16 protein-coding genes are annotated in these 13,742 nt (G+C 38.2%); 3 read left to right on the forward strand and 13 right to left on the reverse strand.

Features of this window, described 5'->3' with window-relative positions; genetic code table 11:
* Positions 1-41: 41 nt before the first annotated feature.
* From A3835_05935 to A3835_05980, 10 genes are all read right to left on the reverse strand, one after another.
* Positions 42-902 carry an AMIN domain-containing protein gene (locus tag A3835_05935; GenBank protein ORI07457.1) on the reverse strand — a complete coding sequence of 287 codons (861 nt, stop codon included), beginning with the start codon at positions 900-902 and terminating at the stop codon, positions 42-44.
* 5 nt (positions 903-907) lie between these two features.
* A complete protein-coding gene (locus tag A3835_05940) occupies positions 908-1,198 on the reverse strand; it encodes a septum formation initiator (protein ID ORI07134.1) in 291 nt (96 codons plus the stop codon).
* Positions 1,195-2,445, reverse strand: a complete 1,251-nt coding sequence (gene eno / locus A3835_05945) for a phosphopyruvate hydratase (GenBank protein ID ORI07135.1) — start codon at positions 2,443-2,445, stop codon at positions 1,195-1,197. The genes A3835_05940 and eno overlap by 4 nt, the downstream gene beginning before the upstream one ends.
* The gene (locus tag A3835_05950) at positions 2,445-3,542 is read right to left on the reverse strand and encodes a DNA recombination/repair protein RecA (protein ID ORI07136.1); all 1,098 of its coding nucleotides are present in this window, start codon (positions 3,540-3,542) and stop codon (positions 2,445-2,447) included. Before A3835_05950 ends, eno begins: the two co-directional genes overlap by 1 nt.
* A 63-nt stretch (positions 3,543-3,605) precedes the next feature.
* Positions 3,606-4,094 carry an addiction module antitoxin gene (locus tag A3835_05955; protein ID ORI07137.1) on the reverse strand — a complete coding sequence of 163 codons (489 nt, stop codon included), beginning with the start codon at positions 4,092-4,094 and terminating at the stop codon, positions 3,606-3,608.
* A gap of 8 nt (positions 4,095-4,102) precedes the next feature.
* Positions 4,103-4,900: a UDP-N-acetylenolpyruvoylglucosamine reductase gene (gene murB / locus A3835_05960; protein ID ORI07138.1), complete on the reverse strand. Its 798-nt coding sequence runs from the start codon at positions 4,898-4,900 to the stop codon at positions 4,103-4,105.
* Positions 4,897-5,163, reverse strand: a complete 267-nt coding sequence (locus tag A3835_05965) for a flagellar biosynthetic protein FliQ (protein ID ORI07139.1) — start codon at positions 5,161-5,163, stop codon at positions 4,897-4,899. Before A3835_05965 ends, murB begins: the two co-directional genes overlap by 4 nt.
* On the reverse strand, positions 5,163-5,978 hold the full coding sequence (locus A3835_05970) for an S-ribosylhomocysteine lyase (protein ID ORI07458.1): 816 nt from the start codon (positions 5,976-5,978) through the stop codon (positions 5,163-5,165). The genes A3835_05965 and A3835_05970 overlap by 1 nt, the downstream gene beginning before the upstream one ends.
* Positions 5,979-6,090: 112 nt before the next feature.
* The gene (locus tag A3835_05975; protein ORI07140.1) at positions 6,091-6,588 is read right to left on the reverse strand and encodes a chemotaxis protein; all 498 of its coding nucleotides are present in this window, start codon (positions 6,586-6,588) and stop codon (positions 6,091-6,093) included.
* A gap of 8 nt (positions 6,589-6,596) precedes the next feature.
* A complete protein-coding gene (locus A3835_05980) occupies positions 6,597-7,685 on the reverse strand; it encodes a nicotinate phosphoribosyltransferase (GenBank protein ORI07141.1) in 1,089 nt (362 codons plus the stop codon).
* Positions 7,686-7,808: 123 nt separating this feature from the next.
* On the opposite strand from A3835_05980, the gene A3835_05985 reads away from it, so the two are divergent.
* From A3835_05985 to A3835_05995, 3 genes are all read left to right on the forward strand, one after another.
* Positions 7,809-8,474, forward strand: a complete 666-nt coding sequence (locus tag A3835_05985) for a molybdate ABC transporter substrate-binding protein (protein ID ORI07142.1) — start codon at positions 7,809-7,811, stop codon at positions 8,472-8,474.
* A gap of 41 nt (positions 8,475-8,515) precedes the next feature.
* Positions 8,516-9,175, forward strand: a complete 660-nt coding sequence (locus A3835_05990; protein ORI07143.1) for a molybdenum ABC transporter permease — start codon at positions 8,516-8,518, stop codon at positions 9,173-9,175.
* A 182-nt stretch (positions 9,176-9,357) separates the two neighbouring features.
* Positions 9,358-9,933 (forward strand): transporter, encoded by a 576-nt coding sequence (locus tag A3835_05995; protein ORI07144.1) that lies wholly within the window; start codon positions 9,358-9,360, stop codon positions 9,931-9,933.
* A 7-nt stretch (positions 9,934-9,940) separates the two neighbouring features.
* On the opposite strand, the gene A3835_06000 is transcribed toward A3835_05995, so the two are convergent.
* Genes A3835_06000 through A3835_06010 form a run of 3 tightly spaced genes read right to left on the reverse strand, consistent with a single transcriptional unit; the run spans position 9,941 to position 13,700 of the window.
* Entirely contained in the window at positions 9,941-12,385 is a 2,445-nt protein-coding gene (locus A3835_06000) for a hypothetical protein (GenBank protein ORI07145.1), read from the reverse strand.
* Positions 12,385-12,987 (reverse strand): toluene tolerance protein, encoded by a 603-nt coding sequence (locus A3835_06005; protein ORI07146.1) that lies wholly within the window; start codon positions 12,985-12,987, stop codon positions 12,385-12,387. The genes A3835_06000 and A3835_06005 overlap by 1 nt, the downstream gene beginning before the upstream one ends.
* A gap of 2 nt (positions 12,988-12,989) precedes the next feature.
* Positions 12,990-13,700, reverse strand: coding sequence for an ABC transporter (locus A3835_06010; protein ORI07147.1), 711 nt, complete (start codon positions 13,698-13,700; stop codon positions 12,990-12,992).
* Positions 13,701-13,742: the final 42 nt, after the last annotated feature.

Here is a 13,742-nt window from a genome sequence, read left to right on the forward strand (position 1 = left end):
ATATTTGAAATTTTATAAAATCTACTCTTTTTAAAATTCAACTATAAAAGCTTAAGCAAATATCCATTTTCAACGGCTTCAAGCTTATATTTATGCATCTTATCAAGCTCTAAAACCACTCTGAAATATCTATCATGCCAGCCTATGATCACATTCTTAAAATGTTCATTTTCAAGTTTTAAGCTCTTGGTTTTAAAGCTTCTTGGCGGCCTTGCAAAGTCAAGAACGATCTTATTTTTCTCATAAGTAAAATGCTTTAAATTTTTAGTTTTTGTAGCGATTTTTAGCTCTTTGTTGTTGGCTAGAAAGCTTATAAAACCTAGAAATTTAACATCTTTTCCATTTTTGACACTATCAACGGGTTTTGCACTAGGCTCAATCTTTATCTCGACCACCTTTTGTTCAGGTTTTATGTTAGTTTCTTTTGCTTTATCTGTGCTAAGATCGATCACTACAACATTTGGAGTTGGCATATCTGAAGTTTTATTTCTATCTTTATTTGAAATTTTAGTTTCATTTTTTTCTATTATCACAGGAGTGCTTAATTTTTGGCTAGGCATATTTGCCATTGTGACCGAAACATCTAGCTTTTTTGCCACAACTGGTTCTGGATTTTTTACCTTATTTAAAGCAAATTCATCGCTGTAATCGATAGTTTTATTTATATCAGCTAGTCTTTTTTCCTTTATGGTGCCATCATTTGCTCTATATCTTATGGTGACATCTAGTAAAAGTGCCGCATCGCTTGGAAATTTAAACGAAAGAGAATCAAATCTATCAAATTTTTCTATGATATTTGTTGTCATAACGCTTGTATTTAGCTCGCTAATAGGCATAAATGGGTTCTCTCTAGCAAAGATGCTTGTTGCAAATATAGATAAAACTAACCAAATTTTTTTCATCATTCCTACTTTTTATTAAAGTCTGGCTCAAGGCCTTGCAATTCAAAATAGTCTTTTTGTAGACGCGCGTTCATTTTTTTTAAAATTTCCACGTCTTCGCTAAGCCTCTCTTTTTTACTTTGAAGGCTTAGCATAACATCAAGTGAGCGTTTGCCAAACATCATATTACCCACATAAAAGGCAAACATAGCCACACAAATTGTGGCTATGACATAACGTAATGTTGGTCTAATATATTTTACAATTTTATGAAATATGCCATCAGTGTTGCCATATTCGTCTAAAATTTCGCTCAAATATTATCCCCCAAAAACTCTCCAGCCTCAAGCTCGATCTCAAGCAAGCGATTATATTTTGCATTACGTTCGCTTCTTGAAGTTGCACCTGTCTTTATCTCGCCAGTGTTTAGAGCAACTGCGAAGTCAGCGATAAACGCATCTTCGCTCTCGCCGCTTCTGTGGCTCATGACGCAGCGGTAGCCGTTTCTTTGAGCAAGGCGGACAGTTTGCATAGTTTGTGTAACCGAACCTATTTGATTTGGCTTGATAAGGATCGCATTTGCGATCTTTTTCTCGATGCCTTCGCGCAAAATTTTCTCATTTGTGACAAAAAGATCGTCGCCAACTAGCTGCACTTTGCTTCCAAGCCTTTTTGTAAGTTCAGCCCAGCCGCTCCAGTCGTCCTCGCTAAGGCCATCTTCGATAGAAAATATCGGATATTTTTCACAAAGTTTTTCGTAGTAGCTAATGAGCTCATCGCTACTAAATTTCTTGCCCTCAAGCTCGTATTTGCCATCTTTATAAAGCTCGCTTGAAGCAACGTCAAGGGCAAGTTTTATCTGGCTGCCTAGCTCATACCCAGCCCCTTTTACAGCCTGTGAGATAAGCTTTAATGGCTCTTCGTTGTCTTTTAAATTTGGAGCAAAGCCGCCCTCGTCACCGACAGCCGTGCTGTGGCCAGCTGCGTTTAGGATAGATTTTAGCTTGTGGTAAATTTCAGTTGCAGCTCTTAGCGCCTCGCTAAATGTGCTAAAGCCAAATGGCATGATCATAAATTCTTGAAAATCGACACTGTTGTTTGCGTGTGCGCCGCCGTTTATGATGTTGAACATCGGCACTGGCAAGATGCTAGCGTTTGCACCGCCAAGGTAGCGATAAAGCGGGATATTTAGGCTCTTTGCAGCTGCGCGAGCTACTGCCATAGATACGCCAAGGACTGCGTTTGCGCCTAAATTTGAGTAGTTGTGTGTGCCATCAAGCTCAAGCATCTCTTCATCGACTGCTTTTTGGTTGTAAGCGTCAAGGCCGATGATAGCCTCTGCGATCTTTTCATTTACATTTGAAACAGCTTTTAAAACGCCCTTGCCAGCGTATCTTTCGTCTTTATCACGAAGCTCCAGCGCCTCACGCTTGCCTGTGCTTGCGCCACTTGGTACGATCGCACTTGCCTCGGTTCCATCACTTAGTCTAACTGTCGCACGAACTGTTGGGTTGCCTCTGCTGTCTAAAACCTCGTGAGCTTCTACATCTTCAATAAATACCATTATTCATCTCCTGCTTCGTTTGTGTCGTCGTCTTCATCTTTTGCGCCGCTGCTTATTAGGTGATCGATCCCCATTGAGCCTTTTATCGCCGCTACTATTTCATCAGAAATTTCTGGATGCTCTTTTAGGTAGGCTTTGGCGTTTTCTCTGCCTTGACCTAGTTTTTCGGCCTTGTAGCTAAACCACGCACCTGATTTGTCAATGATGTCGAGTTTTACGCCATAGTCGATGATCTCGCCCTCTTTGCTCACACCCTCGCCAAACATAATGTCAAATTCAGCCACTTTAAATGGAGGCGCGACCTTGTTTTTAACCACTTTTGCTTTTGTCCGGTTGCCGATAGGCTCGTCGTTTTGTTTAAGTGTAGCTATCTTTCTTACGTCTATTCTTACAGATGAGTAAAATTTAAGTGCATTACCGCCAGTTGTAGTCTCTGGCGTGCCATATCCCATCATACCGATCTTCATACGAATTTGGTTGATGAAGATAACAGTTGTTTTCATCTTGCTTAAAATTCCAGTTAACTTTCTAAGCGCCTGGCTCATAAGTCTAGCTTGCAGACCAACGTGCTGATCGCCCATATCGCCGTCTATCTCGCTCTTTGGAGTAAGTGCGGCGACGCTATCAACTACGATAAGATCGACTGCGCCGCTTCTTGCGAGCGTTTCAACGATCTCAAGTGCTTGCTCGCCAAAGTCTGGTTGAGAGACGTAAAGGTTGTCGGTATTTACGCCTAAATTTGAAGCGTATTTTACGTCTAGTGCGTGCTCTGCGTCGACAAACGCACAAATTCCGCCAGCTTTTTGCGCTTCAGCGATGATGTGAAGTGTAAGAGTGGTTTTACCTGAGCTTTCTGGTCCATAGATCTCGATGATCCTGCCTTTTGGAACGCCGCCTATGCCAAGAGCTAGGTCAAGTCCTAGCGAGCCAGTCGGTATAGACTCGATAGCCTCAACCTCTTTATCGCCAAGTCTTAAAAGCGTGCCTTTGCCAAAAGCTTTATCAATCTGCTTTAGCGCAAGCTCAAGCGCCTTTTTCTTGTCTGCTTCGCTCTCTGGGATAGCTATCTTTTTGTCACTATCTTTTTCTTTTGCCATTTTTTACCTTATAAGTTGAAATTTGGCTTGATTTTATCCAAAAAGAGATGAATTTTACTTGATTTACTCGCAAATTATAATATTTTCGCCAAGCAGCACAGCGCTATCTATGAGAGCAAAAAGGTGCTCTTTTTCAAACAAAAATCCATAAATTTGATCTTCATTTTTTAGTATCGCAAGATTTAGCGGCTCTACTAGCGAGCTTGCGCAAATGTTTAAAAAAGCTTCATCGATATGATTTTGTGAAATTTGGGGTTTGGTTTTAAAATTCTCATCTTTTATAAAAGAGATAAATTCCTCTTTGGTAGTAGATTTATTAAATTTAAAAATTAGTTTTTCTTTTAAGGCCTGAACTAAAATTTCATCAAATTTAACTAAGTCTATGCGATCTTTTACACCTAAAATTTTGGCAAAATTTAGTAAATTTTTATCATAATCAGCCACATTTTTCTCATACTCGCTTTGCGCCTTTTTAGCCCTATAAACAGCGTAAAGACCAATAATCATAAACAAAAATGAAAGGGTAAAAACTTCTATTAAAAACTCACTCATCATCATCCTTACAAAATGCAAACTTCGGTCTTAAGCTCTACGCCAAATTTCTCTAAAACTCTAACCTTTGCCAAATTTATAAGGCTAATGGCGTCCTCAAAGCTTGCGTGGTTAAAATTTATCAAGAAATTCGCATGCTCTTCGCTAAATTTCGCTCCGCCGATCACGTATCCCTTTAGTCCAACCGCCTCGAGCAACACCCCTGCAAAGTGCCCTTCAGGATTTACAAAGCAGCTGCCAAAGCTAGCCCCTTTTGGTTGATTTGCCCTTTTTGCGCTTATGGCATCAGAAATGCTTGCGTCAAAACCGCTGTGAAGCTCAAATTTAGCTCCCAAAATGGCCTCATCTATGCCGCTGTGGCGGTAGCTAAAATTTATCTCATCCTTGCTCGCCCAGCCACGAGCCAGACGCACATGCGTGAGGCTGTCGCTTATGCTAAATTTAAGCAGCCCAGCGTTCATTTTTATAAGTCCGCCAAGTGTGCCTGGGATATTTTTTAAAAACTCAAGGTGAGCCATGTTGTTTTGCTTGCAGAAGTTATAAATTTTAGCCGATTTTGTTGCAGCACCTATCTCAAGGTAAATTTTATCACCTAAGCGTTCTAAATTTATATAGTCAAAACTCTTGCCAAGCATCGCTATTTTTGGGGGATTTGGCGAGATAAGTAGGTTGTTACCTCCACCTATCATCACAGCACCCAAGAATTCAGGCGAATTTAGATCATCAAGACTATTAACCTCAAAAACTTCATGCACGCCACCTATCCTAACCGAGGTAAATTTAGAAAAATCAACAAGCCTCGTCACTGGATAAATTCCGGTATAAACTCAAACATACGAGTGGTAAATTCAACCATCATCGAGATCATCCATGGCATCAAAAATATGATAACAACGACGACTAGCAAAATTTTTGGCACAAAGCTTAGTGTGGTTTCATTTATCTGCGTGGTCGCTTGAAAAATGGAGATGATAAGACCAGCTATTAGTCCGCTTAGCAGCATCGGAAGGCTGATATAAAGGGCGATCTTAAAGGTTTCAACTCCAAGCGAGACAAGCGTACTTTGCATCAGCTAAACCTTACTTCGTTATATCCAGTCGGGATGAGGTAGTCGTTTACGTCGATTGGCTTTTCAAAAAAGCCTTTTTCGTAGCCTATTTGGTAGAGCTTATTTAGCGCTTTTAACTGAGTTTCGTTCATGCTTATAGACTCATCATTTGCATATAAATTTAGATATGTTTTTAGCTCATCTTTGCCAACCCTGATGAGATTTCGCTCCATTAGCATGTGAGACAAAAATGGCTTGTGCGAAGTGGCGATCCTAACGGCTTCGCTAAGCACTCTCTCGCACTCGATCGCGTCGGTTATGGGCAGACTTCGTCTAAGTGCCATGCCGCCAAGTGGGAGCGGTAAATTTTCACCGTTTAGTTCACTCCAGATATCCCAAATTTCACGCTCTACGCAGAGCTGGTCGGAGAAATTTAATATACTTTCATGTATGAGTACGCCAGCATCGACTTCGCCGCTAAGTACAGCATTTTCTATCTCTAAGAAATTTTTATAAATAATTCTCGCTTCTGGATAGGCGATACGAAAAAGTAAAGCATTTGTTGTGTTTTTGCCAGAGAGTGCGACCTTAAAATTTCGCTTTAGCTGCTTACCTTTTAGCTTGATAAGCTTTGGGCCATAGCCATTGCCAAAGCTCACCGCACAGCGCAAAAGTGCAAATTCATCGCAGATTTTTGGATACAAAGCAAAGCTGATCGCCGTGGCTTCATAAGTGCCTTTTAGCGCCTCTTCGTTTAGGGTCTCGATATCAAGCGCCTTCGATGTAAAGGCTAAATTTTTACTACTAACCCAGCCAAATTTGACTGCAGCATACATGAAAATATCGTCAGCGTCCGGCGAGTGGGCGACGTTTATAGTTTTTAGATTATGCAAAGATGATCCTTTTTTTGATTACACCATTTTAATGAAATTTATTTAAAATAAAGTTTTAAGGGCGGTTTTTAAACGATTTTACTAGCCTTGCCTCTTTGAAATTTAGCACGTATTTCACGTCTATGGCGTCTTTAGCAACTTTTCTTCGTGCTAGTAGCGTTGAGTAAAACGGATGCTTAAGCTCTAGCATCTTAAGTAGTTTTTGATCGCTATCTTCTTTTTTTATATTTTCAACGATTATTGTCGTTATAAATTTGCCCTCAAACTCGTAAAATGGCCAGACTATCACGCCAGTATCGTTTGTTTTAAAGTCATTTATTTTAGACTTTTTTGGGATATTTAGCATGGAGATGATCTTTTTATGAGGAATTTCTGCGTTTTGCACCGAGATCACCTTTACAAGCAGATTTTTGTTCGCTCCAAGTCCATTTTTGCTAAAACGATAAACTCCGTCTTCAAGGATGCCAACCTTTTCAAAGGCATTAGCGTAGTTTGCGGCAGTGCAAGCAGTCAGCAAAAGTAACACAAGCATTAAAATTTTTATAAATTTCATCTTTTCTCTTAAAATTTCACTCTCTTTAGTCTATCTGAAATAAAATTTTTTCTACCAAATTTAGCTTCATTTTTGCCATTTAGCTCGACTAGATCGCCAGTAAAGCCACAAATGTCATTTTTAACAAGATAACTTCCAACGCCATAAGTATCAACCGGCGTGTTATAATCTTCAAAATCTTCTATAATCTTAGGACTAAAACCTGAGCTAACGACGATTTTAACGTATTTAAAGCCAGCTTTATCAAGCGCCTCTCTTAGAGCAAATATAAGCTCCTTACAAACACCGTGTGGGTCAAATTTACTCGTGTCTTTGTCCTCAAAATATTTATCTATCAAATTTTTACTAGTATCAACCCTAACCGCGCCAAGCCTCTCTTTTAGGGCGTTTGCAGCCTTTAATGCGTCTGTAATCACATCGTTATTATAGTCCACCAATGCCGTGATCTTCTCATTTTCAAAGGTCTTAGCATAAATTTCTGAGGCTTTTACTATATCCCCGCCGCACATTTGAATGAGCGCATGAGGCATTGTGCCACCACCTTTTAGCCCCGTAAGCTCGCCCTGAGCGTCAGTAGCAACTTTTTTTATACCGCCGATAAATGAGGCATAGCCGTCACCTGGTTGTGTGCAGATGTCATCTTGCCTGTCTGCCATGCTGAAAACGTCCTTGCCATTTGCCGCTCTTATCACATCTCTTGAGTTTGTCGCCACGCAGCTTCTTCTAGTAAGCGTCGCATCAATCACATTTTCTAAAAAGCCGAAATTTTCATACTTACCGCTTATTTTTAAAACTGGCTCGTTTGCGTTTATGATATCGCCATCATTAAGTACGTAAATTTCAAGCTCACTTGGGTTTTTGGCAAATTTATTGATGATAGCTAAAACCTCGTCGATGCCACAAAGCACGATATCATCACGCCTTTGGAAAAACTGCATCGTCACATGCTGATCTGGCAGGTTTTGCTTAATTATCTCATTTACTTTTAGAAAATATTTCGCAGTAAAGTAGCCCTCGCCGATCCTTGGATCTAGCCTAAAAGTTTTATCTGTTAGCCTTTTTATCTTGCCTTGCATCTTTAGCTCGAGTTCGTTCATATTTGTCCTTTTTAGCGTAATTATAGCATTTTGGTAGAAAAGTGAAAATTATAAAAATATATTTTAAGAATGTATAAGAGTATATTTTATAAAATCTTGAAATTTTACTTTTAAAGGAAAAATATGAAAAAGTTTTTACTTCTAATGGCCGCAATTTTTGCATTTGGCAATGAAAATTTGCTAGTAAGTGCGGGTGGCGGATATAAAAAGATAGTTGAAGCAGTCGCGCAAAATCTCAAAAAAGATGGCGTAAATATCGACACCTCTTTTGCAAACATCACAGCGATCATGGCACAGGCAAAAGAGGGCAAAACTGACGTGATAGTGGGCGATGAAGACTTTTTGAAAAAGTCTGATCTAAAGATCGCTGAATACGTAAATTTAGGCTCAGGCACTTTGGTTTTAGTTACCAAAAAGGGCGTGAAAATTGAAAAATTTGACGAGCTAAAAGCGCTTTCTAAGATCGCTATGCCAGACGCTACAAAGACGGTTTATGGCAAAAGAGCGAATGAATTTATGCAAAAAGCAAATTTAAGTGGCGAGCTAAAAGATAAAATTTTAGCAGTTGCTGGCGTGCCACAAGTCGTTACTTATGTATTAAACGGCGAAGTTGATGCTGGCTTTATCAACCAGACCGAACTAAATGCACACAAAGATGAATTTGGCAGTTTTATCTTGATAGACAAATCGCTTTATGCTCCAGCAAACATCGTAGCTGCAAAGCTTGAAGGATGCGATAAAAAGGCTGATTGTGAGAAATTTCTAAATAAGCTAAAAAGCGAGAGATAAAAAGAAATTTACACTAAATTTGGCATAAGATAAGGCTAAGCTTGCAAGAGCTCTCTTGGCTATTTGATCCGCTATTTTTAAGCGTAAAGGTCGTTTTATGCCAAGGGGCTTTGCTTATCGTTTTTGGGCTGGCTTTGGCTTATTATTTAGCTTTTAGTAAGACAAAGCTTAGAGCTATTTTAGAGATGATCGTAACTTTTCCACTCATTTTTCCGCCCATTGCGACTGGATTTTTACTGCTTTATCTGCTTGGTAAAAATGGCATCGTCGGCAAGGCTTTAAATTTAGAAATTATTTTTAGTTTTAAGGCTCTTGTGTTAGCTGCTTTTATAGCTTCGCTGCCGCTATTTGTAAAGCCTGTCGCTTCTGCTCTTAGCTCACTTTCAAGGAGCCTAAGTGAAGCAGCATACAGCCTCGGAAAAGATAAATTTCAAACAGCTATTTTTGTGCTTTTTCCATGTGTTGCAAAAAGCGTAGCAGCGGCTTTTATCTTAGCGATCTCGCGTGGGCTTGGCGAGGTTGGCATAACACTAATTTTGGGTGGCAATATCATAGGCAAAACAGACACTATCTCGCTTGCCATTTATAATGCTGTATACGATGGCAAAAGCGATGAGGCACTGGTTTTAAGCCTTGTTTTGGTTGTGTTAAGTTTTATTTCGTTTGGGATTATAAATTTGCTTGATAAAGGTAAAATTTAAAATGAGAATGGCGAGAGGATGAGAGAATCGAACTCCCCACCAGACGGTCAACCGCCCAGTCATCGGGTTTGAAGCCCGTGAGCATCACCAGATTACTTTATCCTCCGTGCGCGTTATTCTAGCAGATTTATATAAATTTTAGCCCATTTTCTATAAACTTTTTTTAATTACAAAAAGGATCTATGATTTTAAAATTAGGCATTTTCACATTTTTGGTTTTATTTTTTTGCGCTTGCTCTTCAGTACTAACCCCAGCAACCGCGCCACTAAATGTCTATGATGCGTACTCTATTTCACGCGATAAACGTGGTATTTACTCGATCACAAGAGATAAATTTATACAAAGCAAATTGCAAAGCAAAATTTTATTTTCAAAAGGGCTTAGTAATATTGATATCGAGATAGAGGTTTTTTACGGAGATGCTTATCTGATCGGACTTGTTGATAGTAAAGAGCTTGAAGATAAGCTAGTAGAACTAGCCAAAAGTACAGATGGTGTGCGAAAAATTTATACCTATCTTCGTATCAAAAAGCCAGAATATCCGTGCGATAGTCTAAAAATTCTTGCAAACTTAAAGCAAAATCTTTTTAAAGATAGTATAGTTGAGGGCACAAATGTGCGTGTTAGCATAGTTGGCTGTGATGTTGTATTTAGTGGCGTAGTTGATAGCATTGAGCAAGAAAAACATGCTATTTGGTACGCTAAGCATATTGACGGCGTGGCCGATGTCTACTCATTCATCAAAATTATCAAATAAATTTAGCTTAAATATCGCTCTTTTTTACAAAGCTTGCTATTAGGCTTGGTAAGATGATTAGCGCGCCAAGAAGCATAAATACCATAACAAGATCGGTTAGTAAGCCAAAATATATAGTTGGGATAAAGTTACTAGTTATCATCACGCTAAAACCAAGAAAAATGGTGAACGATGTGTAATACATCGCATATCCGATGCTTGCGTGTGCGACTTTAATACTCTCAAAAACGCTTTTTGTAAGCATCTCTTCTTTAAAGCGGTGTATGTAGTGAATGATATCATCAACGCCGATACCAATACTAATGGCTGCGATCGTGATACTCATCACATCAAGCGGAATGCCAAAAAATCCCATCACACCAAAGAGTGTGCAAAGTGGGATTAAATTTGAAACTATCGCAATGGTTGCTAGTTTGATACTTCTAAAAACAAAGCAAAATATGACAAAAAGTATAGCAACAGTTAGCCCAAAAGTATCAACTTGCGAGCTAAGTAAATTTTGAAGCATATTGTTATAAAGCACCATCATTCCGGCAACTTCTATACTTACATTGTCATTTTTAGTAAGCTGTGCTAGCCCTTCTCTAAGCTCTTTTAGAAATAAATTTCGTCTAAGCCCAGAGTCACTATCAACGATCCTTATACTAAATCTAAGCTCATCATTTTCAACGCTTACATAAGGACTTAATAAGATGTTTTTATAATTTTGTGGCAATTTCTCATACATCGCAGCTAATAAAAAATCATCACTTACACCGTTATTTAGCTCTTTTATGGCTTTTATAAGGGTTGCTAGCGAGCTTACATGTCCGACAAATTTTTGCTCTTTTAGATAATCGTGAATTTTCTCAGCAACCCTTGTGTGATAGCTATTAAACCAGTATTTTGCATCCTTGGCATTGCTTTCAAACTCATTTTCAAACTCATCTTGCTCGGCATTTTTTTCTTGTTTTTGCTCTTTAAATTTCACTATCACATCAACCGGTATCGTGCCACCAAGCTTAGTATCAATGACTTGCATTCCTTGGCGAATTTCTGTGCTTTCTTTAAAGTAGCCAATGAAGCTATTTTCAACCTTTATCTTGCTGATACCATAAACGCCAAAACAGACAACTAGAGCGCAAACTACGTAGATAATCTTTCTTGAGTTTAGGGCTAAATTCGCGCAGTATTTTGTAAATTTAAAGCTATTTTCAAAGGTTCTAATAGGAGCTAATTTTTCTAAATTTACATTTATCGCGCCAAATAGCAAAAACGCAAGCACAAGCGAAACGCTAATGCCAGTGCTCATCATAATGCCAAGCATGATAACTGGCTTTATGTCAGCACTCATAAGCGAGCTAAAGCCAATAACCGTGGTAAATATCGCCCAAAAAGATGGAGAGAATTTATCACTAAGTGTTAGATAAATTAGCTGATTTTGGCTATATTTTGGATGCTTTGCGAAAAATTCTCTATAGCTAACGACAAGATGAATCACAGTTGAAATGGTAATTATGAGCTGAAGCGCGATGTAGTTTGAGCTAATGACCGTCACTTCCCAGTCAAATATACCAAAAATTCCAGTCGTAAAAATGGCACTTACGGCACATATAAACATCGGTAAAACTATCCATCTAATCTGCCTGAAAAATAGCCATAAACTAAAGCTAAGAAGAGCAAGTACGCTTAGGCCATAGACTAAAAGATCGCTCTTTATAAAGCCTATCATATCATCAGCGATCATATTTGCACCACCTAAAAACAGCTCGTCATTTGCGTTAAATTTAGCTATGGTTGCTTTTATGGCCTCAAGGTTTTCGTGATCACTTTTTCTAAGCTCATCTCGGTAGGCTTTAAACTCATAGGCAAGAGCCTCTAGCTTAAGTCGCTCAGCTTGTGTGATAGTGCCGTTTGACTCTTTTTGGCTAAGTAAATTTCTCTCATTTACAAGTTCATTAAATTTCTCATCTTGTTTTAAATTTAGAGCAATTGCTGTGGTTTTTAGATCTTTGCTTATCAAATTTCCGCTGTAAATCGGACTTTTGGCAAACTCGAGCTTTGCTTTTGAAATATTTATATCTTTATCTTGCAGCGTTGGAGTATGATCTAAGATACCAGTAATCCCCCCTTTTACACTATTTAAAAGTGGAATATTTATTATAGAGATGACGCTATTTACCATATCGTTTTTAGCTAGTTCATCGCCTAAATTTTTGATAAGTTCTAAATTTTTAGATAAAAAAAGATCATCTTTTGGAGTAAAAGCAACCACTAAAAATCCGGGTGAGTCGTAGCGTTTGGCTATCTCTCTATAAGCTTTTAAGTCAGGATCATGCTCAAGCAGTAGCGTTTCAGCTGACGCATCAACGCTAAGCTTGGTGCTAAGATAGCCAAAAACTACGCTTAAAGCTAAAATTAGAGCAATAATAAGCTTGTTTTTAGCAATGATAAATTTAAAAATTTGTCGCATTAAGGGTTAGTTTTATTTTGATCAGGCAAAACAGCTTCGTTTAGCTTTTGTAAAAGAGTATTGAAATCAGCGTTATTTAGCACATCACCAAACTGACTTCTGTATGTTTGAATGATGCTTACACCAACGATATCAAGATCGTAAATGAGCCAACCACGCTCTTTAGCGTCATAAAATTTATAGACAAATTCGTAGCTCTTGCCATCATTTATAAGCTCAGATGTTAGCCAGTATCTATTTTTTTGAGGTTCGCTCTCGCCAGTTATACGTATCTCTTGATCTTTGTATCCTAAAAGTTTATCTATGTATGAGCTTTTTAGTTTTTGCTCAAATGCTACGTCAAATTTAGCTTGCTCATCGCTACTTAGACTGTTGTAACGTTTACCAAGGCTTATCTTTGCCATTTGTTTATAGTCAAAAAATGGATCAAGAAGAGCAAAAATTTCTTTTGTCTTTGCATTATTGTCTAAATTTGTATCTTTTAAAATTTCAATAACCTTTGTTGTTTTCATCTCTACTTCAGGCTTGATCTGCTCTTTCGAAATAGCAAAAAGGCTAGTTGTAAAAAGTAAAATCATAGTTAGAATTTTTAAAATTTTCATATTTACTCCTTGATAAGCTTGTCACGTCTTTGCTCGTAAGCATCGCGTAAAAATGGATAAAGATCAATAGCATCTTTTCTTAGTTTTTCATAAGCAGTTGGATCTTGCGAAAAGCTATTAAACGCTCTATATGACTTGATACCAGTGGATAAAAGTATAGGATCAACGTAGCTAATAGGATCAGCAAAATAATCTCCGACCATGCCACCAGTATCTCTTAAATTTGATGGTCCAATAAGTGGCCAAACTATATGAAAACCGCTGCCAAGACCCCAATATCCAAGCGTTTGTCCAAAATCTTCATCGTGAGGTTTGAGATTGTAGTATTTTGCTCCGTCTGTTAGTCCGCCAAAGCCTATTATCGTATTTGCTAAAAATCTCAATGTCTCTTCGCCAGCGTTTTGAAATTTAAACTGAAGTAAGTTATTTACAAAGCGAACCGGAAAAAGCAGGTTGTCAAAGAAATTTGAAACCATTGTTCTAGCTGTTTTTGGCACAACATAGGCATAGCCTTTTGCCACTGGAGTTAGCATATTTACATAGATAAAGTCATTTGCATGCGTCATAATTCTATTGTAGCCACTAAGTGGGTCAAAAACATCTTTTCTTGCTTCAAATTCAACATCAAATTCGTCGCTTTCACTGTTCGTATTTATGTCCGTATTAGCACAGGCTAAAAGCAAACTAAAAAAGATAGAAAGCAAAAATTTCATACTAAGCCTTATTTTTATTTATAAAATGTATCTCGATTTTAT

This window comes from Campylobacter concisus (assembly GCA_002092835.1).
In the GTDB taxonomy this organism is placed as follows: Bacteria; Campylobacterota; Campylobacteria; order Campylobacterales; family Campylobacteraceae; genus Campylobacter_A; species Campylobacter_A concisus_K.

Bases quoted from the DNA above. Each gene is read 5' to 3' on its own strand.
- A3835_05935 (ORI07457.1), bottom strand. From the start codon at position 902: ATGAAAAAAATTTGGTTAGTTTTATCTATATTTGCAACAAGCATCTTT.
- A3835_06010 (ORI07147.1), bottom strand. From the start codon at position 13,700: ATGAAATTTTTGCTTTCTATCTTTTTTAGTTTGCTTTTAGCCTGTGCT.
- A3835_05965 (ORI07139.1), bottom strand. From the start codon at position 5,163: ATGCAAAGTACGCTTGTCTCGCTTGGAGTTGAAACCTTTAAGATCGCC.
- eno (ORI07135.1), bottom strand. From the start codon at position 2,445: ATGGTATTTATTGAAGATGTAGAAGCTCACGAGGTTTTAGACAGCAGA.
- A3835_06005 (ORI07146.1), bottom strand. From the start codon at position 12,987: ATGAAAATTTTAAAAATTCTAACTATGATTTTACTTTTTACAACTAGC.
- A3835_05980 (ORI07141.1), bottom strand. From the start codon at position 7,685: ATGAACGAACTCGAGCTAAAGATGCAAGGCAAGATAAAAAGGCTAACA.
- A3835_05950 (ORI07136.1), bottom strand. From the start codon at position 3,542: ATGGCAAAAGAAAAAGATAGTGACAAAAAGATAGCTATCCCAGAGAGC.
- A3835_06000 (ORI07145.1), bottom strand. From the start codon at position 12,385: ATGCGACAAATTTTTAAATTTATCATTGCTAAAAACAAGCTTATTATT.
- A3835_05975 (ORI07140.1), bottom strand. From the start codon at position 6,588: ATGAAATTTATAAAAATTTTAATGCTTGTGTTACTTTTGCTGACTGCT.
- A3835_05970 (ORI07458.1), bottom strand. From the start codon at position 5,978: ATGTATGCTGCAGTCAAATTTGGCTGGGTTAGTAGTAAAAATTTAGCC.
- A3835_05985 (ORI07142.1), top strand. From the start codon at position 7,809: ATGAAAAAGTTTTTACTTCTAATGGCCGCAATTTTTGCATTTGGCAAT.
- A3835_05955 (ORI07137.1), bottom strand. From the start codon at position 4,094: ATGAGTGAGTTTTTAATAGAAGTTTTTACCCTTTCATTTTTGTTTATG.
- A3835_05995 (ORI07144.1), top strand. From the start codon at position 9,358: ATGATTTTAAAATTAGGCATTTTCACATTTTTGGTTTTATTTTTTTGC.